Origin of the sequence: Variovorax sp. CCNWLW186, assembly GCF_037203865.1 — a bacterium.
In the GTDB taxonomy this organism is placed as follows: domain Bacteria; phylum Pseudomonadota; class Gammaproteobacteria; order Burkholderiales; family Burkholderiaceae_C; genus Variovorax.
Genome location: NZ_JBBCBO010000001.1, coordinates 334,317 through 358,900, shown reverse-complemented (window position 1 = coordinate 358,900; position 24,584 = coordinate 334,317). Strand labels below are relative to the sequence as shown.

Sequence of the window (24,584 nt, the reverse complement as noted above, 5' to 3'; positions counted from 1 at the left end):
AAAACCCCATCGGAGACATCCACATGCGCACACAGGTCGCGATCATCGGCGCGGGCCCAGCCGGCCTGCTTCTCGGGCAGCTGCTTTTCAAGGCCGGCATCGACAACATCATCGTCGAGCGCCAAAGCGGCGACTACGTGCTGGGGCGCATCCGCGCGGGCGTGCTCGAGCAGGTCACCATGGATCTTCTGGCGCGCGCTGGCGTCGATGCGCGCGCCAAGACCGAGGGGCTGCCGCACGAAGGCATCGAGCTGCTGTTCAAGGGGGCGCGCCACCGCATCGACATGCACGGCCTCACGGGCGGAAAGCAGGTTACGGTGTACGGCCAGACGGAGGTGACGCGCGACCTGATGGAGGCACGCTCTGCCGAAGGCCTGACCACCGTCTACAGCGCGGCCAACGTGAGCCTTCATGACTTCGACTCGCAGCGCCCGCGCGTGCGCTACGAGAAAGACGGCCAAACGCACGAGATCGAGTGCGACTTCATCGCCGGTTGCGACGGCTACCACGGCGTGAGCCGCGCCAGCGTGCCTGCGGACGCGATCCGGACCTACGAGAAGATTTACCCCTTCGGCTGGCTCGGCGTGCTGGCCGACGTGCCGCCGGTGTCGCATGAACTCATCTATGCCAACACCGAGCGCGGGTTTGCCTTATGCAGCATGCGCAGCGCCACGCGCAGCCGCTACTACGTGCAGGTGCCGACCGAAGAGCGCGTTGAAAACTGGAGCGACGAGGCCTTCTGGAACGAGCTGCGCGCACGGCTCGACCCCGAGGCGCGCGAGCGGCTGGTGACCGGACCTTCGCTGGAAAAGAGCATTGCGCCGCTGCGCAGCTTCGTGGCCGAGCCGATGCGCTTCGGGTCGCTGTTCTTGGCGGGCGATGCCGCGCACATCGTGCCGCCCACCGGCGCCAAGGGGCTCAACCTTGCGACGGCCGACGTGGGGTATCTCTCGCGTGCGCTCGAGATCTTCTACGGCGAAAAAACGCCCTCCGCGCTCGACCGCTATTCGGACCTTTGCCTGCGCCGTGTGTGGAAGGCGGAGCGCTTCTCGTGGTGGTTCACCTCGCTGATGCACCGTTTTCCGGAGACCGGCGCCTTCGGCCAGAAGATCCAGGAAGCCGAGCTCGACTACCTGGTGCACTCGCACGCCGCCTCCACCGCGCTGGCCGAGAACTACGTGGGCCTGCCGCTCGAAGACTTCTAGGCCGGGAGCAGCGGTTTACTTTTCGAGCGTCTTCTTCATCGCAGCGCCGCCCTGGTCCATCATCGGCCCGATGTAAGCGGCAAATTCGTCGGGCAGCACGTCGGTGATCCACACGAAGCGCGAGCGTCCTTCACCATGCGCGAACACCTGCGCCGATGCATGGTGATGGCTCGCCTTGCCGCCGGTGATGGTGTAGGCCAGGCGGCGGTTCGGCTCGTCGATGCCCACGAGCAACTCGCGAGCCACCATGCCGTTGGCAAAGCTCACGATGCGGGCGCCCTGCCCGTCCAGCTTGGCGTCCGTCAGAAAGCCGGGCGCGAGGCGCGTGTGCACGGCACCAAAGTCGCGCAGCGCATCCCATACTTTCGCCGCGTCGGCCTCGACGATGAATTCCTTGTAGATCGTTGCCATGGTTCTTCAATCCACCGTGTGCATGGCCTGCCACACGCGCGCCGGGCTCAGCGGCATATGCAAGCGCGGCGCGCTGGCCGCAAAGCCGTTGCGCGCAAAGGCATCGGCCACGGCGTTGACGATGGCCGGCGTCGCGCCGATGGTGCCCAGCTCGCCCACGCCCTTCACGCCCAGTGGGTTGTTGGTGCAGGGCGTCGACTCGTCCATTTCCATGTGGAACATGGTCTGCACGATGTCGGCGCGCGGCGCGGCGTAGTCCATGAGGCTGCCAGTGACGGGCTGGCCTGTTTCGTGGTCGTACACCACCTGCTCGTAGAGCGCCTGGCCAATGCCCTGCACCGCGCCACCTTCGAGCTGGCCGCGCACGATCATCGGGTTGATCACGCGGCCGACGTCGTTGACCGAGCTGTAGGCAACCACGCTGATCTCGCCCGTGGGCGGGTCGATTTCGATCTCGCAGATGTGGCAGCCGTTGGGCCAGGTCGGGCCGGCCACGGTGCTGGTGGAGTCGACGAAGATTTCGCCATCGGGCTGCTTGCCCGCCAGGGCGAACAGGTCGAGCTCGAGATCGGTGCCGGCCACGTTGAACACGCCTCGGCTATAGACGATGTCGTCGACAGAGGCTTCGAACTCCTGCGCCGCGAGCTCGCGCGCCTTGTCGATGGTGCGCTCGGCGCCAATGCGAACGGCCGAACCGCCGGTGAACAGCGAACGCGAGCCGGCACTGCCGAAGCCGTCGCCGCGGTCGGTATCGCCAAGCACCACGCGCACCTTCTCGATCGGCACGCCGAAGGCATCGACCGCCAGCTGCGCCAGCGACGTGGCAATGCCCTGCCCCATGGCGTTGACGGCCGAGAACACCTCGATCACGCCGTCGGCCTGAACCGAAACCGTGACGCGCTCCTCGAACACGTTGCCGCCGGTCCATTCAAGAAAAGTGGCAATGCCCAGCCCGCGGTGCTTGCCCTGCCGCGCCGATTCGGCCGCGCGGGTTTCGAAGCCCTGCCAGTCGGCGAGCGCCAGCGCCTGATCCATCACCGACTCGAACTTGCCGGTGTCGTAGGTCTGCGCCATCGGGTTCTTGTAGGGCATCTGCTCGGGGCGGATGAAGTTGCGGCGGCGCAGCTCGACGCGATCGATTCCGATCTGGCGCGAAGCCTCGTCCATCAGGCGCTCGATCGTGAAGATGGCCTCTGGGCGACCCGCTCCGCGGTAGGCGCCGGTGGGCGCGGTGTTGGTGAGCACCGCCTTGAAGTGAAAGTCGATGGTCTGGATGTCGTAGACGCTGGTTTGCACCCAGGGGCCGATCAACAGCTGGATGGCGACACCGGTGCCGGTGGCATAGGCGCCCACGTTGGCCAGCGTCTTGATGCGCAGCGCGAGGATTTTTCCGTCGGCATCTAGCGCGAGTTCGGCCCGGGCCTCGATGTCGCGGCCATGCGCGCTTGAAAGAAATTCTTCGCTGCGCTCGGCCACCCACTTCAAGGGGCGCTTGACCTGCAGCGCGGCAAACGCGACTGCGATGTCTTCGGGATAAGCGCCGGTCTTCATGCCGAAGCCGCCACCCACGTCGCCCACCACCACGCGCACCTTCTCCTTCGCGAGGCCGATGGCGGCGCACACGGAGTCGCGCACGCCCGAGGGCATTTGCGTGCTCATGCGAATGGTGAGGCGGTCGGATTCGCCGTCGTAGGCCGCAAGCACCGAGCGCGGCTCGATGGTCAGCGCGACCACGCGCTGGTTGACCACATCGAGCGCGACCACATGGCTGGCCTTGGCAAAGGCGGCTGTCGCGGCTTCGCTGCTGCCGTGCTTCATTTCGGCGGCAATGTTGCCGGTAGCTTCGGCGCACAACTGCGGCGCCCCGTCGGCGGTGGCGCTCGCAAGATCGACCACCATGGGGAGCTCGTCGTAGTCGACCATCAAGGCCTCGGCGGCATCGCGCGCCTGCTGCACGGTTTCGGCCACCACCGCCGCCACCGCCTCGCCAACGAAACGCACGCGCTCGTGTGCCATCGCAAGGCGCGGCGGGCTGGCGCAGTCGCCGCCATCGGCGCGCTTGAAGCCGGCGGCGCCCGGCATGGGCTGCACACCCGCCTCAGCCATTTCGGCGCCCGTGATCACGCGCAGCACGCCGGGCATGGCGGCGGCGGCGGCCGTGTCGATGGACACGATGCGCGCATGCGGATAGGGAGAGCGGAGAAAGACGAGATGCGCCTGTCCAGGCAGCGTGACGTCGTCGGTGTAGCGGCCTGCGCCGGCCAGCAGGCTCTCGTCTTCGAGGCGGCGAACCGCATGGCCGCTACCGAAACGCGTGGGGTTGGAGTCAGTGGTCAACGTGGTCCTCTTGGGCTGGCCTCCGCAAGGCAATGCCGGCCTGGCGGTCCGCTATGGGTCTGTTGTGATATTCCTGTGCGCCGTTGCACCGGGAGCCTGTGTCTCGCAGGCCGCAATCGTTTGCGAGCCGCTGAAGAGTGGCCATTTTCACCCATCCGGATGAAGCTCGCCACGAAGCCGTGTATACCTACGGCATGCAACAACTGCCTTGGCTCGAACCCGGCGACGCACTGCCCGACCCCGCATCCGCATGGGGCGAAACCGACCCCGTGCCCGGCCTGCTCGCGGCCGGCGGAGCGCTCGATGTCGGCACACTGACACAGGCCTACGGCCGCTGCGTATTTCCATGGTTCAGCGAAGACCAGCCGATTCTCTGGTGGAGCCCGGACCCGCGCATGGTGCTGCAGGTGGCCGACTTCAAGCTCCACCGGTCACTGCGCAAGACCCTGGCGCGGTTTGCAGAGGCGCCGGGCTGCGAAGTGCGCATCGACCACGATTTCGCATCGGTCATCAAGGCCTGCTCGCAATCGCCGCGCGTGGGGCAGTCGGGCACTTGGATCGTGCCGGACATGGTGAAGGCCTACTTGGCGCTGCACCGGGCCGGCCACGCGCACAGCGTGGAAACGTGGATCGACGGCGAGCTGGCGGGCGGACTCTACTGCGTTGCGCTCGGGCGTGCGGTGTTCGGCGAATCGATGTTCACCCGCCGACCGGACGCCTCGAAGATCGCGCTGGCGGCGCTGGTGTGCCTGTGCCGCCGGTTCCAGGTGAAGATGATCGATTGCCAGCAGAACACCGCTCACCTGGCGAGCCTGGGAGCGCGCGAAATGTCCCGCGACAGGTTCGTGGCGCATGTGGCCAACGCCCGCCTGCAAGAGGGGCCCCAGTGGCATTTCGAGCCCGTATACTGGACAGAACTCCTTTCCACGCGACCTTCTCAATCGACGTGACGCACCTCAAGGATCTTCCGCTTCACACGCTGCAGTTCTACGCGACGGCGCCCTACCCCTGCAGCTATTTGCCCGACCGCCAGGCCCGGTCGCAGGTGGCCACGCCCAGCCACCTGATTCACAACGACGCCTATTCCGACCTGGTGCTCAGCGGCTTCCGGCGCAGCGGAATGTTCACCTACAGGCCGTATTGCGACGGTTGCCGCGCTTGCATTCCGCTGCGGGTGCTGGTCGACAGCTTTCACGCCACCCGCAGCCAGCGCCGCGCCGTGAAGCAGCACAAGAACCTGCACGCGCGCGTGCTCAAGCTGTGCTTCGTGCCCGAGCACTACCAGCTCTATCTTCGCTACCAGAATGGCCGCCACGCCGGCGGCGGCATGGACCACGACAGCATCGACCAGTACACGCAGTTCCTGCTGCAGAGCCGGGTCAATTCGCGGTTGGTGGAGTTCCGCGAGACGCTGCCCGACGGCAGCGCTGGCGCGCTGAAGATGGTGTCGATACTCGACGTGCTGAACGACGGCATTTCGGCCGTCTATACCTTCTACGAGCCGGACGACAGCGCGGGCTACGGCACCTACAGCGTGCTGTGGCAGATCGAACAGGCCCGGAAACTCGGGCTGCCGCATGTCTACCTTGGCTACTGGATCGAGGGCAGCGCCAAGATGAACTACAAGGCGCGCTTCAGCCCCCATGAACTGCTGATTGACGGACACTGGCAGGGGCCAAACGATTTCACAAGGTAAAATGGCGCCCGGTCCACACCGCATCGCGCCATGAGAAAAAACCAATCCGACGTTCCTGCCGTTCCAGTCATCCAGGTGATCGAGCGCATGTTCGCGCTCATCGACGTGCTCGCCTCCCGCGAGGAGGCGATTTCGCTGAAGGAAATCAGCGAAAAGACCGGGCTGCACCCCTCCACCACCCACCGAATCCTCAACGACCTGGCGGTCGGCCGCTTCGTCGATCGGCCCGAAGCCGGCAGCTACCGGCTCGGCATGCGGTTGCTGGAGCTCGGCAACCTGGTCAAGGGCCGGCTCAACGTGCGTGACGCCGCCCTGGGGCCGATGCGCGAGCTGCACAAGCTCACCCAGCAGCCGGTGAACCTGAGCATGCGGCAAGGCGATGAAATCGTCTATATCGAGCGCTCGTACAGCGAGCGTTCGGGCATGCAGGTGGTGCGTGCCATCGGCGGCCGGGCCGCCCTGCACCTGACCTCGACCGGCAAGCTGTTCCTGGCGGCGGACGATCCGCAGCGGGTGCGCAGCTATGCCACGCGAACCGGCCTGGCGGGCCACACGCGCAACAGCATTACCCAGTTGCCCGCCCTGGAGCGTGAGCTCTCGAAGGCGCGCCAATACGGCATTGCGCGCGACAACGAAGAACTGGAACTGGGTGTGCGATGCATGGCCGCCGGCATTTACGACGACCAGGGCAAGCTGGTGGCGGGCCTGTCTATTTCCGCGCCGGCGGACCGGCTGGATGAAGGCTGGTTGCCCAAGCTGCAGGCCACGGCCAATGAAATTTCGGGGGCGCTGGGCTACAAGGACGCTGCCTCGGCATCCGCTGCTCCAAGCGCAAGCGGCAACGGCTCTTCAGCCGCTGCCTGAGTCGTTCAGCCGGCGACCTGGTAGGTCGCGTTGCTGCGCGAGGCTGCCGGCGAGCCGGTGGAGGCATGCGCTGCCTCGACCCAGCGGCGAACCCGCTCTGCATCGGCAATGCGGCTGTACTTGCCGGCCGAATCCAGGAACACCATGATGAGCTTGCGCCCAGCCACCTTCGCCTGCATCACGAGGCACTGGCCGGCTTCGGAGATGTAGCCGGTCTTCTGCACACCAATTTCCCAGTCCGGGCTCTTCACGAGACGGTTGGTGGTGTTGAACTGCAGCACGCGGTTGCCCACCTCGACCTGGTATTCAGGCGAAGTCGACAGCGAGCGCACCGTGGCGTCGGAATAGGCGGCATTGACGAGCAGCGCCAGGTCTTGCGCGCTCGACTGGTTGCGGCTCGAGAGGCCGGTGGGCTCCACGTAGCGCGTGTCCTTCATGCCGAGCATCTTTGCCTTGGCGTTCATGATGCTCACGAAGGTTGCAAGGCCACCCGGATAGGTACGGCCCAGCGCGTGCGCAGCGCGGTTTTCGCTCGACATCAGAGCCAGGTGCAGAAGCTCGCCGCGCGACAGCGTGGTACCCACGGTCAGGCGCGAACGGCTGCCCTTTTCGGTGTCGACGTCGTCCTGGGTGATGGTGATCAGCTCGTCGGTAGGAAGATGGGCTTCGCTGATCAGCAGGCCGGTCATCAGCTTGGTGAGCGATGCAATCGGGAGCACCGCATGGTCGTTCTTGCTGAACAGCACTTCATGCGTGTCCTGGTCGATCACCAGTGCAACGCTCGACTTCAGGTCGAGCACGTCTTCGGTGCCATGCAAGCCGGCCAGTTGGCCGAACGACTGGCGTGCCGGCGTTTCGACACGAACGACCGAGCGGCGTTGCACGGCAACCACGGTCTTGCCGTTCTTTTGGCGAATGGAAGCCACTACGTTGCGGCCGCCACGAACGACTTTTTCGCTTCTATCGGCCTTGCCGCCGCGCTTGGCGACAACGGCAGCGCGCGGCGCCTTGGCCGAACGCTTCACTTCCACTGGCACGGGTCCCGCGGCCTTCTTGGCCGTGGACGTCTTGGCGACAGTTGTTTTTTCCTTCTTGGCGGCCTGTGCACCGGACAGCAAAAACGCCGTGGCGCAGAGCGCGACGGCGACGAATTTGACTGCGGGCAAGAACCGCTGGCTGGAAACTCGGCGGGGGCGGGTTTCGGGCATTAATAAATCTCCAGCGGCAAAATGAGAACCGCAGTGTATCGAAATCAAAAAAGGCACGCAATATCAGTTACTTGCGTCCTTTTCTTCACTCGAATCCAAGGATCACTCGTAAAACTAACCTTGTGCCGCCACTCTCTCAGCTTGGCTCTGTAACTTATTGAGAGCACTCAAATAAGCCTTGGCCGATGCGACCACGATGTCGGGGTCCGCACCTACTCCATTCACTACCCGCCCTGCATTTTGTAACCGAACTGTAACTTCTCCTTGGCTTTCTGTCGAGCCACTAATCGCATTAACCGAGTAAAGCACCATCTCGGCGCCGCTCTTGACAAGCGATTCGATAGCCTTCAGAGAAGCATCAACCGGGCCATTGCCGTCGGATTCGCCCGTGACTTCCTTGCCCTGAACGGTAAAGACGACCTTGGCCTGGGGGCGTTCGCCGGTTTCGCTGTGCTGGGAAAGCGACACAAAAGCAAACTGTTCATCAACGTGCGCCAATTCCTCGGCGCTGACGAGCGCGAGGATGTCCTCGTCAAAAATCTCCGACTTGCGGTCGGCCAGTTCCTTGAAGCGCAGGAAGGCGGCATTGATGTCCGCTTCGCTGCCCATCGTCACGCCCAGGTCTTGCAGGCGCTGCTTGAACGCGTTGCGCCCGCTGAGCTTGCCCAGCACAATCTTGTTGGCCGTCCAGCCCACGTCTTCGGCGCGCATGATCTCGTAGGTGTCGCGCGCCTTGAGCACGCCGTCCTGGTGAATGCCCGAGGCATGCGCAAAGGCATTGGCGCCCACCACGGCCTTGTTGGGTTGCACCACAAAGCCCGTGGTCTGGCTCACCATGCGGCTCGCCGCCACGATGTGCCGGGTGTCGACGTTCAGCTCCAGCCCGAAGTAGTCCTTGCGGGTCTTCACGGCCATGACGATTTCTTCGAGCGAACAGTTGCCCGCGCGCTCGCCCAGGCCGTTGATGGTGCACTCGACCTGGCGTGCGCCGCCGATCTTCACGCCTGCCAGCGAGTTGGCCACGGCCATGCCGAGGTCGTTATGGCAATGCACCGACCAGACGGCCTTGTCGCTGTTGGGCACGCGCTCGCGCAGCATCTTGATGAAGTTGCCGTAGAGCTCGGGAATGGCATAGCCCACCGTGTCGGGCACGTTGATGGTGGTGGCGCCCTCGTTGATCACGGTTTCGAGCACGCGGCAGAGAAAGTCCGGGTCGCTGCGATAGCCGTCTTCGGGGCTGAACTCCACGTCTCCCACCAAGTTACGCGCAAAGCGCACGGCAAGCCTGGCTTGCTCATGCACTTCGTCCGGCGACATGCGCAGCTTCTTTTCCATGTGAAGCGGCGACGTCGCGATGAAGGTGTGAATGCGCCCGCGCGCCGCGCCCTTGAGCGCTTCGGCCGCGCGCGAAATGTCGCGGTCGTTGGCGCGCGAGAGGCCGCAGATCGTCGAATCCTTGATGGCGTTGGCAATGGCCTTGACCGCTTCGAAGTCGCCGTTCGAGCTGGCCGGAAAGCCGGCCTCGATGACGTCGACCTTGAGCCGCTCGAGCTGCTTGGCGATGCGCAGCTTTTCATCGCGCGTCATCGAAGCGCCGGGCGATTGCTCGCCGTCGCGCAAGGTGGTGTCGAAAATAATGAGTTGGTCGGTCATCGTGGATTTCCTTGTGTTCGTTTGCACCTTGCGCGTTCGGCGGCGGACAGCTTCAGGCGACTTCAACCACCGATTGTGCGCTGTGCGCGCCCCGGGTGCGTGCGCGCTGCACGCCCGAGACAATGGCCTTGAGCGAAGCCGAGATCACGTCCGCATCGATGCCCACGCCGAACAGCGTCTGGGCTTCATCCACGCGCAGTTCGAGGTACGCCACCGACCTGGCATCGGCACCCGCGCCAATCGCATGCTGGTGGTAGTCCATCACGCGCACGGTGTGGCCAGTGGCCTTGCAGAGGGCTTGCGTGAAGGCGTCGATCGGCCCGTTGCCGCGGCCTTCGATGGCGCGGATTTCACCGTCCCACGGCAGGTTGCCGCGCAGCACCACCGAAGCATTGGCGCCCTCGCCTTCTTCCTCGAGCACGCGGTGCTGCAGCGAGTGAGCGGCCTCGATGCCGTATTCGCGAACGAACAGCTGCCAGAGGTCGGCCGCGGTGAGCTCCTTGCCGGCCACGTCCATCACGCGCTGTACGGTCTGCATGAACTCCATCTGCAGGCGGCGCGGCATCTCGATGCCGTATTCGCTTTCGAGCAGGTAGGCCATGCCGCCCTTGCCCGACTGGCTGTTGACGCGAATCACGGCCTCGTAGCTGCGGCCTACATCCTTCGGGTCGATGGGCAGGTACGGCATGTCCCAGATGTCACCTTCCTTGCGGGCTGCAAAGGCTTTCTTGATGGCGTCCTGGTGCGATCCCGAGAACGAGGTGTACACGAGATCGCCCACATACGGGTGGCGCGGATGCACCGGGATCTGGTTGCAGTGCTCCACCGTCGCGCGGATCTCGTCGATGTTGGAGAAGTCGAGCTCGGGCGAAACGCCTTGCGTGTAGAGGTTGAGCGCAACGTTCACGAGGTCGAGGTTGCCGGTGCGCTCACCGTTGCCGAAGAGGCAGCCTTCGATGCGCTCGGCGCCCGCCATCAACGCCAGCTCGCCGGCTGCGGTGCCCGTGCCGCGGTCGTTGTGCGGATGCACGCACAGCACGATGGAAGCGCGCCGTGCCAGGTTGCGGTGCATCCACTCGATCATGTCGGCAAAGATGTTCGGCGTGGAATGCTCGACCGTGGTGGGCAGGTTGACGATGCACTTGTGCTCGGGCGTCGGCGCCCAGACTTCGGTGACCGCATCGACCACGCGCTTGGAAAACACGACATCGGTGCCCGAGAACATTTCGGGCGAATACTGAAAGGTCCACTTCGTCGCAGGCTGCTTCGCGGCGAATTCGTTGAACATGCGCGCGTGGCTGCTGGCCAGCTCGACGATCTGGTCTTCGTCCATGCCGAGCACCACGCGGCGCATCACGGGGGCTACCGCGTTGTAGAGGTGAACGATGGCACGCGGCGCGCCTTGCAGCGACTCGAAGGTGCGCGCAATGAGGTGGTCGCGCGCCTGCGTCAGCACCTGGATCGTCACGTCGTCGGGAATGCGGTCTTCCTCGATGAGCTTGCGCACGAAGTCGAACTCGACTTGCGAAGCGGAGGGGAAGCCGACTTCGATTTCCTTGAAACCAATGGCCACGAGCGTCTCGAACATCCGCATCTTGCGCGCAATGTCCATCGGCTCGACCAACGCCTGGTTGCCATCGCGCAGGTCCGTCGACAGCCAGATGGGCGCCTTGGTCAGCACGGCATCGGGCCAGGTACGGTCCTTGAGGCCGATCGGGGCGAATGCGCGGTATTTGGCTTGAGGTTGCTTGAGCATGTCGATTTCTCTGGATGGTTGGAATTCAACCAGCAACCCCAAAAACAAACGGCCCGTTGCTGGTGCGAACGGGCCGTGGTGAGGGATTTGCGCGTGCGCTACCGTCTCCGCCCGTGAGGGAGGGCTAGTAGGGCCAGCAGCGAAATCTTGGTCATGAGGGTTTCGAATGTAGCACAAGCCGCGGTCAGTTATGCAAGCCCCGCTCGTCCGGCTCTTCGGTCGAGGTGCTGATCACGCTGGCCTGCTGCCCCTTGGCCTTGCGCCAGGCGTACACCACATAGCCGCTCAGGCCATAGGCCACGAACAATCCGAACAGCACCGTTGGCGGGTGGATGTTGATGACCGCAATGCCCAGGGCAATCAGCACGATCACCACGAACGGCACGCTCTTCTTCATCTGCACGTCCTTGAAGCTGTAGAACGGCGCGTTGGTGACCATCGAAAGACCCGCGTAGAGCGTGAACGCGAAGGTGATCCACGTGATTTGCGTCCACGAGAGGTACAGCACCTCGCCGCCCCGCTTGCCCCATTCGGTCATGAGCCAGATGAATCCGGCCACCAGCGCGGCCGCGGCCGGCGACGGAAGCCCCTGGAACCAGCGCTTGTCGACCACGCCGGTGTTGACGTTGAAGCGCGCGAGCCGCAGCGCCGCGCAGGCGCAATACACAAAAGCCGCAATCCAGCCCCAGCGGCCCAGGCCCTTGAGCGACCATTCGTACGCGATGAGTGCCGGCGCAGCGCCGAAAGACACCATGTCGGACAGCGAATCCATCTGCTCGCCGAACGCGCTTTGCGTATTGGTCATGCGGGCCACGCGGCCGTCCAGGCTGTCGAGAATCATGGCGGCAAACACGCCGAGCGCCGCAAGATCGAAGCGCCCGTTCATTGCCATCACGACCGAATAGAAGCCGCCGAACAACGCGGCCAGCGTGAACAGGTTCGGCAGGATGTAGATGCCCTTGCGGCGCTTGCGCGGCGGCACTTCGTCGGGAACCGTGTCGTCATGCATTGAGTTTGCCTCCGTCCCTCATGGGCACTGCGTGAGCAGCTACCCATTCGATAGCATCTTGATCTGTAAATCGCATGGGTTCGCAGTGTAGTTCAGGGGCATGGTGCGCCCCACATGAAAAAGGCCACCCCAGCGGGTGGCCCTCGGGAAACAGGCGCCGCGGCGCCCGCTTCATTCGCTTGCGGATCAGTTGCGGGTCTGGTCGACCAGCTTGTTCTTCTTGATCCAGGGCATCATCGCGCGCAGCTTTTCGCCGACGACTTCGATCTGGTGCTCTGCGTTCAGGCGACGGCGGCTGATCAGCGCGGGCTGGCCGGCAGCGGCTTCGAGCACGAAGCTCTTGGCGTATTCGCCGGTCTGGATGTCGCGCAGCACTTGCTTCATGACCTTCTTCGTCTCGTCGGTCACGATGCGCGGGCCCGTGACGTACTCGCCGTATTCGGCGTTGTTGGAGATCGAGTAGTTCATGTTGGCGATGCCGCCTTCATAGATCAGGTCGACGATGAGCTTGAGCTCGTGCAGGCATTCGAAGTACGCCATTTCGGGCGCGTAGCCGGCTTCCACCAGCGTTTCGAAACCGGCCTTGATCAGCTCGACCGTGCCACCGCACAGAACCGCTTGCTCGCCGAACAGGTCGGTTTCGGTTTCTTCGCGGAAGTTGGTCTCGATGATGCCGGCCTTGCCGCCGCCGTTGGCGGTGGCGTAGCTCAGTGCGAGGTCACGCGCCTTGCCGGTCTTGTCCTGGTGCACGGCCACGAGGTGGGGCACGCCGCCGCCCTGCGTGTAGGTGCTGCGAACGGTGTGGCCGGGGGCCTTGGGAGCCACCATCCACACGTCGAGGTCGGCGCGCGGCTGCACGAAACCGTAGTGCACGTTGAAGCCGTGCGCGAAGACGAGCGAAGCGCCTTCCTTGATGTGCGGGGCCACGTCGTTCTTGTAGACATTGGCAATCTGCTCGTCGGGCAGCAGGATCATGACCACGTCGGCGGCCTTCACCGCATCGGCCACTTCGGCGACCTGCAGGCCGGCCTTGCCGACCTTGTCCCACGAAGCGCCGCCCTTGCGCAGGCCGACCACGACCTTGACGCCGCTGTCGTTCAGGTTTTGCGCGTGCGCGTGACCTTGCGACCCGTAACCGATGATTGCGACCGTCTTGCCCTTGATGAGGCTGAGGTCGGCGTCCTTGTCGTAGTAAACCTTCATGATGCGTCTTTCCTATTTAATCTCTGGCACCCCCAGGGCGGGGGTGCTTTCACTCACAGTTGGCCGGAGGGATTCCGGTCCTTCATTTGATGGTTGATGGACACGAGGTTGTCGTGAATGCGGAACAGCAGGATCAGCAGTTCGCTGTAGACGCGAACCATGATCGCGCCGAAAACGAGGATGCCGATGGCAGCGAGGAAGCGCCCCTGGAACAACGAAACGACCGTTGCGGCGAGCACGCCCAGCAACCCGAGGAAGTACAGAATCCGAATGATGATCGGTGTCACCATCTTCTCGAAACCCAGCAAATCTTGCATTACCTTCTCCTCATGTGTTGGTTTAGAACATTGAAACTGAGGGGATCTTCACCCCCTACACGCGCAGGATGCGCTCGCCGCGCCCGATGCCGCTGGCACCGGTGCGGACAGTCTCGAGGATAGCGCTACGGTCGATTGCTTCCAAGAAAGCATCGTTCTTGCCGTGGTCGCCGGTGAGTTCGATGGTGTAGCTCTTGTCGGTAACGTCGATGATGCGGCCGCGAAAGATCTCGGCCATGCGCATCATTTCTTCGCGTTCCTTGCCTACGGCGCGCACCTTGACCATCATGAGTTCGCGCTCGGTATAGGCGCCTTCGGTCAGGTCGACGACCTTGACCACTTCGATCAGGCGGTTCAGGTGCTTGGTGATCTGCTCGATCACGTCGTCGGAGCCGGCGGTGACGATGGTCATGCGCGACAGGCTCGCGTCTTCGGTTGGCGCCACCGTCAGCGACTCGATGTTGTAGCCGCGGGCCGAGAAAAGGCCCACCACGCGGGAAAGAGCACCGGGCTCGTTTTCCAGCAGCACTGCAATGATGTGTTTCATGTTTGCGCGACTCCTCTTTTCGCCGCCCTCCCCCGTGCACGGTAATGCGCGGGCTTGGCGGGCAATAGATTCGTCGTCAGTAAGTTAAGAGCGAATGCGCCGTCGATCAGAGATCTTCGGAGCCCAACAGCATTTCGGTGATGCCCATGCCGGCCTTGACCATCGGGAACACGTTCTCGGTGGGGTCGGTACGGAAATCCATGAACACGGTGCGGTCCTTGAGCTTGCGCGCTTCACGCAGCGCGGGCTCCACGTCTTGTGGACGCTCGATCAGCATGCCGACGTGGCCGTAGGCCTCGGCAAGCTTCACGAAGTTGGGGAGCGCATCCATGTAGCTGTGGCTGTAGCGGCCGGAGTATTCGATCTCCTGCCACTGGCGCACCATGCCCAGGTAGCGGTTATTGAGCGAGCAGATCTTGATCGGCGTGTTGTATTGCAGGCAGGTGGAGAGTTCCTGGATGCACATCTGCACCGAGCCTTCGCCGGTAATGGTGAACACTTCCGAGTCGGGCTTGGCGAGCTTGATGCCCATGGCATACGGAATACCGACGCCCATGGTGCCCAGGCCGCCCGAATTGATCCAGCGGCGCGGCTCGTCGAAGCGGTAGTACTGCGCGGCCCACATCTGGTGCTGGCCGACGTCCGACGTGATGTACGTGTCGGCATCCTTGGTCATGTTCCAGAGGGTTTCGACCACGTACTGCGGCTTGATGACATCCTTGTTGTCGCGGTCGTACTTGAGGCAGTCGCGCGAGCGCCAGGCCTCGATGGTCTTCCACCAGTCGGACAGCGCGCCAGCGTCCGGCTTGGTGGTGCTCTCGCGGATCATCGAGATCAGCTCGGTCAGCACGTCCTTCACGTCGCCGACGATCGGAATGTCGACCTTCACGCGCTTGGAGATGCTCGAGGGATCGATGTCGACGTGGATGATCTTGCGATCGTTCATCGCAAAGTGCTTCGGGTTGCCGATCACGCGGTCGTCGAAGCGCGCTCCCACCGCCAGCAGCACGTCGCAGTTCTGCATCGCGTTGTTGGCTTCGATGGTGCCGTGCATGCCCAGCATGCCCAGGAACTTGCGGTCGCTCGCCGGGTAGGCGCCCAGGCCCATCAGCGTGTTGGTGACCGGATAGCCGAGCATGTCGACCAGCGTGCGCAGTTCGTTGGTGGCGTTGCCCAGCAGCACGCCGCCGCCCGTATAGATGTAGGGGCGCTTGGCGTTCAGCAGCAGGTTCAGCGCCTTGCGGATCTGGCCGCCGTGGCCCTTGCGCACCGGGTTGTACGAGCGCATCTCGACCTTGTCGGGATAGCCTGAATAAGGGGTCTTCTTGAACGAGACGTCCTTGGGCACGTCCACCACCACCGGGCCCGGACGGCCGCTGCGTGCGATGTGGAAGGCCTTTTTCATCGTCAGGGCCAGGTCTTTCGGGTCCTTGACGAGGAAGTTGTGCTTCACGATGGGGCGCGTGATGCCGACGGTGTCGCACTCCTGAAAGGCATCGAGGCCGATGGCGGCGGTGGGTACCTGGCCCGAGATGATCACCATCGGGATGGAGTCCATGTACGCGGTGGCAATGCCGGTGACCGCATTGGTCAGCCCGGGGCCGGAGGTAACCAGCGCCACGCCCACTTCGCCGGTGGCGCGCGCATAGCCGTCGGCCGCGTGCACGGCTGCCTGCTCGTGGCGTACCAGCACGTGCTGGATGGTGTCCTGCTTGTAGAACGCGTCGTAGATGTACAGAACCGCGCCGCCCGGATAGCCCCAGATGTACTGAACGCCTTCGGCCTGCAGTGCCTTGACCAGCACTTCAGCGCCCATGAGCTCTTGCGTTTGATTGCCGGCGCCAGAGGACGCGGCTGCTGCGGAGATGATCTCCGCCTTCGAGATTTCCATGATCAACCTTTGTGTTTTTTCGGGAACGAAAAACCTTGGGTGCCCCTTGCCAACCCTTGTGGGGTCGCGCCAGGACTTGAGGCCAAAGCCATGAGCGGACTGATGTTCCGCCGGACCGTGACCCGTTTGCCTTTTGACTTGCAATGCGAATTATGACATCGATGCGCCGGCCTTCGCGCGAAAACCGCGACGAAAAGGCAGGAAGGCATAATCCGCGGCGGAAAACATAAGCGCTTCCAGACACCCCATTCCCACGCGGCGCCCCACGGCGCCCCCTCTCGCTTGGCCACTGAACAAGAACTTTCCGACTTTCTGAAGAGCGTCGAACGGCGCGCTTTCAAGCGCTCGGTCTACCACGTGCGGGACGAGGAAGCGGCTCTCGACATCGTGCAGGACAGCATGATGAAGCTGGCTCAGCACTACGGAGACAAGCCGCCGGAAGAGCTGCCGATGCTGTTCCAGCGCATTCTTTCGAACTGCACGCTCGACTGGTTCCGCAGGCAGAAAACCCGGCGCGCCCTGTTCTCGAACCTGGGCGACTTCGAAGCCGCCGGCGACGACGGAGATTTCGATCTTCTGGAGAACTTCGTCTCTCCGACCGACTCTAGGGAAACGGAGAGCGCCGAGGACACGACCCGCCGCGCCCAGGTCTTTCACGAAATCGAAGAACAGATCGCGGCTTTGCCGGGTCGTCAACGAGAGGCTTTCCTGATGCGTTACTGGGAAGAAATGGATGTGGCGGAGACGGCCGCTGCAATGGGCTGCTCCGAAGGCAGCGTCAAAACCCACTGTTCACGGGCCGTGCACGCCTTGAGCAAAGCGCTCAAAGCCAAGGGAATTTCGCTATGAACACTAAGGTTCCAACTTCTTCTTTTGCTGCCGAAGATCAATTCGGCCAGCACGTGGCTGCGCGGCTGTCCGCCGGCAGCCAGGAGCTGCCGCACGACATCGGCGAGCGGCTGCGCGTGGCGCGGGCGCAAGCCGTTGCAATGCGCAAGCAGGCGCCCCAGTTGCGTGCGGCATCCACAGTCATCCAGTCAGGCAATGTGGCCACAATGGGCGGCAGCTGGTGGACGCGCATCGGCTCGGTCGTTCCGCTGATCGCCCTCGTGGCCGGGCTGATCACCATCAGCGTCATGCAGGACGAAGACCGCGCCAGCGAACTGGCGGACGTCGACTCGGCACTGCTCACGGACGATCTGCCCCCGGCCGCTTATACCGATCCCGGGTTCGCCCAGTTCCTGAAGTCGGACGGCGCTTCCGACTGAGTCCTGCCGAACGAACGAATGCGACCTCTTCCCGTTTCCCGCGCTTCCACGCCCCGCCTGATGCGCCCGCAAACGTCGGGCGCAGTCATTTGGGCGGGTGCGCTCGCCTTGGCGGTCTTCGGACTGGGCGGCGTGAGCAGCCTGAACCTCGCGAACGCTCAAACTCACTCCGAATCGCTGAAGGCGGCCACCGACACAGCGCAGGCTTCGACGTCGTCGTCGGCTTCCCACCCGTCCACCTCGAAAGTGGCATCGGCAACCAAGCCGCACTGGAGCGAACTGACTGCCGAGCAGCAGCAGGCGCTGCAGCCGCTCGCGTCGCATTGGCACACCTTGAGCACGGGGCACAAGCGCAAATGGCTGGCGCTGTCACGCAACTACGCGAACATGTCGGCCGATGACCGAACAACCCTGCACAGCCGAATGATCGAATGGGCCGCCCTGAGCAATCAGCAGCGCGCCCAGGCGCGCCTCAACTTTGCCGAGGTCAAGAGCGTGCCGGCCGACGAGCGCAAGGCCAAATGGGAGCAGTACCAGGCGCTGAGCGAAGAAGAGAAGCGCCGTCTTGCCGAGCGTGCGCCGGTCAAGCCCCGCGGCGCCGCCGTTCCGGTGCGCCCCGTTCCCGCCCAGAAGCTGGTTGCGGTTCCCGCAGTCACGCCCGCCGGACAGCACACGCCGCGAATCTTGCTGGCGCCACCCGCGTCGGCGACTGCAGCGGCAGCGCCGGCCGCCTCGCCCGCGGCCGTCATGGTGGCATCGCCGCCGGAGCGGGTGCCAGGCGTCGTACCCGTGGTTCCCTCTTCTGTTTCTGGTTCGCCGTCCGCTCCCACTCCTGCCGAAGCACAGGTGCCGGCCCCCTCTTCCGCCGCGCCCTCCACTGCGGCAGGACGGCCGGCCGAGCAGCCCTTGCCCCCCTGAACAAGATTTCGATGGTTTCACCTTCCCCTGAAGTTTCGGAATCGAATTCCTCTTCCTCCCCCGCAGACTCTTCGACCAGCGCTCCTCTTTCGATAGTGCCAGGCCTGTGGAGGCGAATGGCATGCTGGCTCTATGAAGGCATGCTGCTGTTTGCCGTGGCCATGATGTCGGCCTGGCTGTTCAGCGCACTCAGCCAGATGCGCAACGCCATGGACGACACGCGCCGTCCGCTGCTGCTGGCTTATCTCTTCGTGGTGTTCGGCGTCTATTTCGTCTGGTTCTGGTCCAAGGGCCAGACGCTGGGCATGAAAACCTGGAACATTCGAATCGTGGACAAGCAAGGCCGCCCGGTCACCCAGCCGCGGGCCTTCTTGCGCTACGTGCTGAGTTGGGTTTGGCTGCTGCCGCCGCTGGCATTGCACCCGCTGCTGGGCGTTCCGGTGGTCGAGACGCTGGTCCTGCTGTTCGGCTGGATTGCCGTGTGGGCCGTGCTGGCCCGCTTTCACCCCGAGCGCCAGTTCTGGCATGACGCCTGGGCCGGCACGCGGCTCATAACCTCCAAGCCGATGAGCCGCCGATGAGTGCCCTGCCCAAACTTCCCGACCCCGCCGTCAATCCGCAAAAGGCCCGCAAGGGTTTCGAGCGCGTATGGCACGCCACCCTGATTTCCCTGCACGGCCTTCGCGCGGGCTGGAGCGAGCCGGCCTTCCGCCAGGAAGCCATCATGGCCATCGTGATGATTCCGGCTGCCTTCTGGCTCGGCCGCAGCTGGGTCGAAGTGGCCCTGCTCGCCGGGAGCGCCATTCTGGTGATGATCGTCGAGCTGCTCAACACGGCAGTCGAAGCCGCCATCGATCGCATCGGCCCCGAATGGCACGACCTTTCCAAGCGCGCCAAGGACATGGGCAGTGCTGCCGTTCTGCTGTCTCTCACCCTGTGCGGGGGCATCTGGCTGGCGGCGTTGTGGCAGCGCTTCGCGTCATGAAAGCGCCCCCGGCAAAAGGCATGATGGCGGGATGAATCCTGAATTTTCGATCTGTGTGTATTGCGGCTCCCGCCCCGGCGAGCGAGCCGAGTTCTCCAAGGCCGCCGAAGCGGTCGGCCAGTGGATCGGCCAGCATCGCGGCCAGCTGGTCTACGGCGGCGGGCGCACCGGCCTGATGGGCACGGTGGCCGAGGCCACGCGCGAAGCCGGCGGCCGCGTGGTCGGCATCATTCCCAAGGCGCTGGTCGACCGGGAGCTGGCGAACACGCTTTGCGACGAGCTCCACGTGGTCGACACCATGCATGAGCGCAAGGCCATGATGGGCGAGCGCGCCGATGCCTTTATTGCCCTTCCGGGCGGCATCGGCACCTTCGAGGAACTGTTCGAGATCTGGACCTGGCGCCAGCTCGGCTATCACGACAAGCCGACCGGCATCCTGAACACGGCGGGCTACTACGACGGCCTGCTGGGGTTCCTGGCGCACAGCGTGCGCGAAGGCTTCATGGGCGAATGGCAGATGGAGCTCATCCGTACGGGCACCAACCCCACCGAGCTGCTCACAGCCCTGCGCGCCCAGGTGCCGCTGCACCCCCGCGGCGACCGCCTGGCCGAAAACCTTTAGGCCCGGCCAGGCTGTGAGCGCGCCGTTTACACGGCGTTTTCGTTCTCTTCGCCGGTGCGGATGCGCACGATGCGCTCGACTTCCGTGACGAAAATCTTCCCGTCGCCGATCTTGCCCGTGCGGGCCGAGTTGACGATGGCCTCGATGCAGCGTTCCACGTCGCCCTCGTTGACGACCACTTCGACCTTCATCTTCGGCAGGAAGTCGACCACGTATTCCGCACCACGATAGAGCTCCGTGTGCCCCTTCTGGCGGCCGAAGCCCTTGACTTCGGTCACCGTGAGGCCGGTAACCCCCACTTCGGCCAGCGCTTCGCGCACGTCCTCGAGCTTGAAGGGTTTGACGATGGCGGTGATCTGCTTCATGGTTTTTGCGCTCCGGCGGTTTCGTTGAATTTGCTGGTGATAGGGTAACGCCAATCTTTGCCGAAGCTGCGATGGGTGACCCGGATGCCCACTGGCGCCTGGCGCCGTTTGTATTCATTGATCTTGATGAGCCGCGCAACCCGCTCGACCACCGCGCGTTCGTAGCCCGCCGCAATGATCTCGTCGATGCCCTCGTCGTCCTGCATGTAGCGTGCCAGGATGCCATCGAGGATGTCGTACGGCGGCAGGCTGTCCTGGTCGGTCTGGTCGGGCCGCAGTTCGGCACTGGGCGGCCGCGTGATGATCCGTTCGGGAATCGGCGAGCCACCGGTGCCGTACGGGTCATGGGCATTGCGCCAGCGGGCCAGCGCAAACACGGTGGTCTTCAGCAGGTCCTTGATGACCGCGAAGCCCCCCGCCATGTCGCCGTACAGGGTGCAGTAGCCCGTCGCCATTTCGCTCTTGTTGCCGGTGGTGAGAACGATCGAGCCGAACTTGTTCGACAGCGCCATCAGGAGCGTGCCGCGGATGCGGGCCTGGATGTTTTCTTCGGCCGTGTCTTCGGGCAGGCCCTTGAACTCCTCGGCCAGCGCGCCCTTGACCGACTCGAAGGTGTGCTTGATCGAGATTTCGTCATAGCGCACGCCAAGACGCTTGGCCATCTCGCGTGCATCGATCCAGCTGATGTCTGCCGTGTAGGGCGAAGGCATCATGACCGCGCGCACCTTGTCCTTGCCGAGCGCATCGACCGCAATGGCAAGCACCAACGCCGAATCGATACCGCCCGAGAGCCCCAGGATCGCTCCTGGAAAGCCGTTCTTGCCGATGTAGTCCCGCACGCCCAGTACCAGTGCATCCCACAGCTGGGCCTCGGCATCGCGCGGCGGCGCGATTGTTTCAGGCTCGGCCACGAAGCCGATGCCCTCGCCGCCTTGCGCGGGCCGCTCCAGCTGCATGAAAACCAGGCGCTCCTTGAAGCTCTCGGCCTGCGCGGCCAGCGCACCATCGGCCTGCAGGGCGAAGGATGCCCCGTCGAAGACCACTTCATCCTGCCCGCCAACCAGGTGCGCGTAGACCAGCGGCAGGCCCACGGCGCGGGCACGGTCGGCCATTCGCGCCACGCGCTCGCCTTCCTTGCCGACGTGGTACGGCGAGGCGTTGATGACCGCCAGCACTTCGGCGCCGGCCCCGCGGGCCAGCTCGGCCGGTTCGTCGAACCAGGCGTCCTCGCAGATGAGCAGGCCCACCGAAACACCTCCGGCCTCGAACACGCAAGTGCCCTGCCCCGGCGTGAAATAGCGGCGTTCGTCGAACACCTGGTAGTTGGGCAGTTCGCGCTTGGCGTGGGTTTCGAGGATGCGCCCTTCCCTGATCACGCTGGCGGCGTTGTAGCGCATCTGCACCGCCACCGAGCGGCTGCGAAGGCTCCCGCCTGTCGGATGCCCCACCACCACGACCATGTCTTTGAGACCGGCCAGCGCGGCGGCAATGCCTTTCACGGCATCATCGCAAGCTTCGGTAAACGCGGGACGCAGGAAAAGATCCTCCGCCGCATAGCCGGCAATCGAGAGTTCGGGCGTGAGCAGAAGACGCGCGCCCTTTGCGTAGGCTTCATGCGCGGCATCGACGATTTTTTTCGCATTGCCGGCGAGGTCGCCCACCACAAAATTGAGTTGCGCGATGGCGAGCTTGAGCGTCATACGGAAGGAAGAAAAAGGCTTGAACGATTATGTCATTCGGGTGATGGCATCGCTGTCGGACCTGAACCCGAAAGCATGGAACGCGCTGCTCGACGCCCAGGCGGAACCGTCGCCTTTCATGCGCTACGAGTACCTTGCCGCGCTGCACGAAAGCGGCAGCGCCTCGCCCGAAAGCGGATGGATGCCGCAGTTTGTCACGCTCTGGTGCAAGGATGAATTGCAGGCGGCCTGCCCCGTCTACATCAAGACGCACTCCTATGGCGAATACGTCTTCGACTGGGCGTGGGCCAACGCCTATGAGCAGCACGGCCTTGCCTACTACCCCAAGGCAGTGGTGGCGGTACCGTTCACGCCGGTGCCGGGCGCACGTCTGCTGGCCCGCGATGCGCAAACCCGCACGCTGCTGGTGCAGGCATTGGTGGCGTGGTGCAAGACGCAAGAACTTTCGTCGTTGCATTTGCTGTTTGGCGCCGAGGCCGACATTGCCGCCTGCGCCGAAGCGGGCCTCATGCTGCGCAATACGGTGCAGTTTCACTGGACCAATGCGGCGCCGGCCGGGGCTGATGGCACCGGGCCTTACTCGGACTTCGAATCCTTCCTTGCCAGCCTCTCGCACGACAAGCGCAAGAAGATCCGCCAGGAACGTCGCAAGGTGGCCGATGCAGGCGTGACTTTCCGCTGGTCGCGCGGCCCCGACATTGCCGCATCGGACTGGGATTTTTTCTACCGCTGCTATGCGCGCACCTATCGCGAGCACGGCAATCCGCCCTATCTTTCGCGCGATTTCTTCCAGCGCATGGCCGACACGATGCCGGAAGCCTGGCTGCTGTTCGTCGCCGAACGCGGCGGCAAACCGATTGCCACAAGCCTGATCGCGCTGTCCACGCATGACGACGGCGCGCTGGTTGCCTATGGCCGCTACTGGGGCGCCATGGAGCGCGTCGATTGTCTTCACTTCGAAGCTTGCTACTACCAGCCGCTGGCCTGGTGCATTGCGCACGGCGTGAGGCGATTCGAGGGCGGCGCACAGGGCGAGCACAAGATGGCGCGCGCGCTCATGCCGGTCAAGACCACCAGCGCCCATTGGCTGGCACACCCTGCGTTTGCCGATGCGGTCGAGCGCTTTCTGGAGCGCGAGGGCGAAGGCATCGGCAACTACATGGACCACCTGGGCGAACGCAGCCCGTTCAAGGCCGGCTGAGACGCGGCGGCGCGGTCGGCCTGCCGCAATGCGGGGCTGCTATAAACGCGCCCAATCCAACAACAGAAAGAAACCGATGCCGTTCGTCGGACTGGGGCTGCACATCCTCATTGCGCTGTTCTTCGCCGTGCATGCCATGCGCCACGGCAAGCAGATGTACTGGCTCATCATTCTGTTCAGCTTTCCCCTGCTGGGCAGCGTCGTGTACTTTGTGGTCGAGTACCTGCCCGCCTCCCGCATGCAGCGCACGGCGGGCAAGGTGGCGAGCGCGGCCATCGGCTTCATCGACCCCGAGCGCGAGTACCGCGCAGCCACCGAGGCGTACGACCTCGCCCCTACCGCCCAGAACAAGCTGCGCCTTGCCAAGGCCGCGCTCGACAAGGGCCAGGCTGCAGACGCAGTCGGGCACTACCGCAACGCCCTGAAAGGTCCGCTCGCATCCGATCCTGAATTGCAATTTGGCCTGGCCAGCGCGCTGCTGGCCGCAGGCGGCGCGGCTTCGGGCCGCGAAGCGCTGCAGGCGCTCCAGGCCCTGCGCGCCTCACGCGACGACTACCGGAGGGACGAAGTCGCCGTGCTCACCGCCCGCGCGCTCGCTGCCGATGGGCGCCATGCAGAGGCTCGCGAGGCCTTCGAATCGGCGCTGAGCCAGTACAACACGGTCGAAGCCCGTGCCCGCTACATCGCCTGGCTGGCGGAGCAAGGCGATACCGCTGCCGCGCAGCGGCAATGGAACGAACTCCAGCAGGCCGCGCGCCACTGGAATTCGCACGCACGCTCCGTCAATCGCGAATGGATGCGTCTGGCCGGGGACGCGGCGCAGGGCTGAGGCCCCGCCGCCTGGTGCCCTGCTCTTCGGCAGGACCGATCAGGTCAATTACCCCGCTTACTTCTTGTAAGCAGCAATGCCGTCGACGACTTCCTTCTTGGCGGCGTCGATGCCTTCCCAGCCGAGCACCTTGACCCACTTGCCGGCTTCCAGGTCCTTGTAGTGCTCGAAGAAGTGGCTGATGGCCTTCAGGCGCATCGGGTTCACGTCGTCGACCGACTTCCAGTGGCTGTAGATCGGCAGCACCTTGTCGGTGGGTACCGCCAGCACCTTGCCGTCCACGCCGGCTTCGTCTTCCATCATCAGGATGCCAAGCGGACGACACGGCACCACCACGCCGGGCAAGAGTGGGTACGGTGCAATCACCAGCACGTCGACCGGGTCGCCGTCGCCCGACAGCGTCTGGGGCACGTAGCCGTAGTTGGCGGGGTAGTACATCGCGGTCGTCATGAAGCGATCGACGAAGATCGCGCCAGATTCCTTGTCGACTTCGTACTTGATCGGGTCGGCATTCATCGGGATTTCGATCACCACATTGAAGGCGTCGGGAATATTCTTGCCGGGGGAGACTTTGTCGAAGGACATGACGTTTTCGAGTA

At 64.1% G+C, this 24,584-nt stretch carries 25 protein-coding genes; 12 read left to right on the top strand and 13 right to left on the bottom strand.

Translation table 11 applies throughout. The annotated features are described in order from the left end of the window. Positions 1 to 23: 23 nt before the first annotated feature. Positions 24 to 1,205: a 4-hydroxybenzoate 3-monooxygenase gene (gene pobA, locus V9K97_RS01765; protein ID WP_337316027.1), complete on the top strand. Its 1,182-nt coding sequence runs from the start codon at positions 24 to 26 to the stop codon at positions 1,203 to 1,205. A 15-nt stretch (positions 1,206 to 1,220) separates the two neighbouring features. Here pobA and V9K97_RS01760 read toward each other — a convergent pair whose 3' ends face one another. Both V9K97_RS01760 and V9K97_RS01755 read right to left on the bottom strand, forming a co-directional pair. Continuing rightward, positions 1,221 to 1,616, bottom strand: coding sequence for an SRPBCC family protein (locus tag V9K97_RS01760; RefSeq protein ID WP_337315936.1), 396 nt, complete (start codon positions 1,614 to 1,616; stop codon positions 1,221 to 1,223). Between the two features lie 6 nt (positions 1,617 to 1,622). After that, positions 1,623 to 3,953 carry a xanthine dehydrogenase family protein molybdopterin-binding subunit gene (locus V9K97_RS01755; protein WP_337315935.1) on the bottom strand — a complete coding sequence of 777 codons (2,331 nt, stop codon included), beginning with the start codon at positions 3,951 to 3,953 and terminating at the stop codon, positions 1,623 to 1,625. Positions 3,954 to 4,147: 194 nt separating this feature from the next. Here V9K97_RS01755 and aat point away from each other — a divergent pair, with 194 nt between their 5' ends. The 3 genes from aat to V9K97_RS01740 are packed head-to-tail and all read left to right on the top strand — an operon-like array spanning position 4,148 to position 6,513. Continuing rightward, entirely contained in the window at positions 4,148 to 4,903 is a 756-nt protein-coding gene (gene aat / locus V9K97_RS01750) for a leucyl/phenylalanyl-tRNA--protein transferase (protein ID WP_126746466.1), read from the top strand. After that, positions 4,900 to 5,649, top strand: a complete 750-nt coding sequence (locus V9K97_RS01745) for an arginyltransferase (protein WP_337315934.1) — start codon at positions 4,900 to 4,902, stop codon at positions 5,647 to 5,649. Before aat ends, V9K97_RS01745 begins: the two co-directional genes overlap by 4 nt. A 30-nt stretch (positions 5,650 to 5,679) precedes the next feature. Further along, positions 5,680 to 6,513, top strand: coding sequence for an IclR family transcriptional regulator (locus tag V9K97_RS01740; protein WP_337315933.1), 834 nt, complete (start codon positions 5,680 to 5,682; stop codon positions 6,511 to 6,513). A gap of 5 nt (positions 6,514 to 6,518) precedes the next feature. Here V9K97_RS01740 and V9K97_RS01735 read toward each other — a convergent pair whose 3' ends face one another. From V9K97_RS01735 to V9K97_RS01700, 8 genes are all read right to left on the bottom strand, one after another. After that, positions 6,519 to 7,721 carry a serine hydrolase gene (locus V9K97_RS01735; protein ID WP_258505982.1) on the bottom strand — a complete coding sequence of 401 codons (1,203 nt, stop codon included), beginning with the start codon at positions 7,719 to 7,721 and terminating at the stop codon, positions 6,519 to 6,521. Between the two features lie 114 nt (positions 7,722 to 7,835). Then, entirely contained in the window at positions 7,836 to 9,374 is a 1,539-nt protein-coding gene (locus tag V9K97_RS01730; RefSeq protein WP_258505980.1) for a 2-isopropylmalate synthase, read from the bottom strand. A 52-nt stretch (positions 9,375 to 9,426) separates the two neighbouring features. Continuing rightward, positions 9,427 to 11,130, bottom strand: a complete 1,704-nt coding sequence (gene leuA, locus V9K97_RS01725) for a 2-isopropylmalate synthase (protein ID WP_337315932.1) — start codon at positions 11,128 to 11,130, stop codon at positions 9,427 to 9,429. 184 nt (positions 11,131 to 11,314) lie between these two features. Further along, the gene (gene pssA, locus V9K97_RS01720) at positions 11,315 to 12,139 is read right to left on the bottom strand and encodes a CDP-diacylglycerol--serine O-phosphatidyltransferase (protein ID WP_055800083.1); all 825 of its coding nucleotides are present in this window, start codon (positions 12,137 to 12,139) and stop codon (positions 11,315 to 11,317) included. 186 nt (positions 12,140 to 12,325) lie between these two features. Then, complete coding sequence (gene ilvC, locus V9K97_RS01715) at positions 12,326 to 13,342, bottom strand: ketol-acid reductoisomerase (protein WP_007834233.1); 1,017 nt, start codon at positions 13,340 to 13,342, stop codon at positions 12,326 to 12,328. A 53-nt stretch (positions 13,343 to 13,395) separates the two neighbouring features. Beyond that, positions 13,396 to 13,659 carry a DUF4282 domain-containing protein gene (locus V9K97_RS01710; protein WP_157613688.1) on the bottom strand — a complete coding sequence of 88 codons (264 nt, stop codon included), beginning with the start codon at positions 13,657 to 13,659 and terminating at the stop codon, positions 13,396 to 13,398. A gap of 55 nt (positions 13,660 to 13,714) precedes the next feature. Further along, on the bottom strand, positions 13,715 to 14,206 hold the full coding sequence (gene ilvN / locus V9K97_RS01705) for an acetolactate synthase small subunit (RefSeq protein WP_012747479.1): 492 nt from the start codon (positions 14,204 to 14,206) through the stop codon (positions 13,715 to 13,717). A gap of 106 nt (positions 14,207 to 14,312) precedes the next feature. Then, a complete protein-coding gene (locus V9K97_RS01700) occupies positions 14,313 to 16,097 on the bottom strand; it encodes an acetolactate synthase 3 catalytic subunit (RefSeq protein WP_258505977.1) in 1,785 nt (594 codons plus the stop codon). A 282-nt stretch (positions 16,098 to 16,379) separates the two neighbouring features. Between V9K97_RS01700 and V9K97_RS01695 the strand changes: the two genes are divergently transcribed. The 6 genes from V9K97_RS01695 to V9K97_RS01670 are packed head-to-tail and all read left to right on the top strand — an operon-like array spanning position 16,380 to position 19,890. Then, positions 16,380 to 16,946 carry an RNA polymerase sigma factor gene (locus V9K97_RS01695; RefSeq protein WP_093019119.1) on the top strand — a complete coding sequence of 189 codons (567 nt, stop codon included), beginning with the start codon at positions 16,380 to 16,382 and terminating at the stop codon, positions 16,944 to 16,946. Then, entirely contained in the window at positions 16,943 to 17,365 is a 423-nt protein-coding gene (locus tag V9K97_RS01690) for a DUF3619 family protein (protein WP_337315931.1), read from the top strand. Before V9K97_RS01695 ends, V9K97_RS01690 begins: the two co-directional genes overlap by 4 nt. Positions 17,366 to 17,425: 60 nt before the next feature. Then, positions 17,426 to 18,283 (top strand): DUF3106 domain-containing protein, encoded by an 858-nt coding sequence (locus tag V9K97_RS01685; protein WP_337315930.1) that lies wholly within the window; start codon positions 17,426 to 17,428, stop codon positions 18,281 to 18,283. Positions 18,284 to 18,294: 11 nt separating this feature from the next. After that, positions 18,295 to 18,864: an RDD family protein gene (locus V9K97_RS01680; RefSeq protein ID WP_157613684.1), complete on the top strand. Its 570-nt coding sequence runs from the start codon at positions 18,295 to 18,297 to the stop codon at positions 18,862 to 18,864. Next, positions 18,861 to 19,268 carry a diacylglycerol kinase gene (locus V9K97_RS01675; protein WP_258505974.1) on the top strand — a complete coding sequence of 136 codons (408 nt, stop codon included), beginning with the start codon at positions 18,861 to 18,863 and terminating at the stop codon, positions 19,266 to 19,268. The genes V9K97_RS01680 and V9K97_RS01675 overlap by 4 nt, the downstream gene beginning before the upstream one ends. Before the next feature lie 31 nt (positions 19,269 to 19,299). After that, positions 19,300 to 19,890, top strand: a complete 591-nt coding sequence (locus V9K97_RS01670) for a TIGR00730 family Rossman fold protein (RefSeq protein ID WP_337311156.1) — start codon at positions 19,300 to 19,302, stop codon at positions 19,888 to 19,890. 26 nt (positions 19,891 to 19,916) lie between these two features. On the opposite strand, the gene V9K97_RS01665 is transcribed toward V9K97_RS01670, so the two are convergent. Next, positions 19,917 to 20,255 carry a P-II family nitrogen regulator gene (locus V9K97_RS01665; protein WP_126746480.1) on the bottom strand — a complete coding sequence of 113 codons (339 nt, stop codon included), beginning with the start codon at positions 20,253 to 20,255 and terminating at the stop codon, positions 19,917 to 19,919. Beyond that, on the bottom strand, positions 20,252 to 21,955 hold the full coding sequence (locus tag V9K97_RS01660) for an NAD+ synthase (protein ID WP_337315929.1): 1,704 nt from the start codon (positions 21,953 to 21,955) through the stop codon (positions 20,252 to 20,254). Before V9K97_RS01660 ends, V9K97_RS01665 begins: the two co-directional genes overlap by 4 nt. 19 nt (positions 21,956 to 21,974) lie before the next feature. Here V9K97_RS01660 and V9K97_RS01655 point away from each other — a divergent pair, with 19 nt between their 5' ends. Together V9K97_RS01655 and V9K97_RS01650 are read left to right on the top strand one after the other, a co-directional pair. Further along, positions 21,975 to 23,156 carry a GNAT family N-acetyltransferase gene (locus tag V9K97_RS01655; protein WP_337315928.1) on the top strand — a complete coding sequence of 394 codons (1,182 nt, stop codon included), beginning with the start codon at positions 21,975 to 21,977 and terminating at the stop codon, positions 23,154 to 23,156. A gap of 76 nt (positions 23,157 to 23,232) precedes the next feature. Next, positions 23,233 to 23,985 carry a hypothetical protein gene (locus V9K97_RS01650; RefSeq protein WP_337315927.1) on the top strand — a complete coding sequence of 251 codons (753 nt, stop codon included), beginning with the start codon at positions 23,233 to 23,235 and terminating at the stop codon, positions 23,983 to 23,985. Positions 23,986 to 24,042: 57 nt separating this feature from the next. Here the strand turns inward: V9K97_RS01650 and ppa are convergent, their stop codons facing one another. Next, the gene (gene ppa / locus V9K97_RS01645) at positions 24,043 to 24,570 is read right to left on the bottom strand and encodes an inorganic diphosphatase (protein ID WP_021007095.1); all 528 of its coding nucleotides are present in this window, start codon (positions 24,568 to 24,570) and stop codon (positions 24,043 to 24,045) included. Between the last annotated feature and the right edge of the window lie 14 nt (positions 24,571 to 24,584).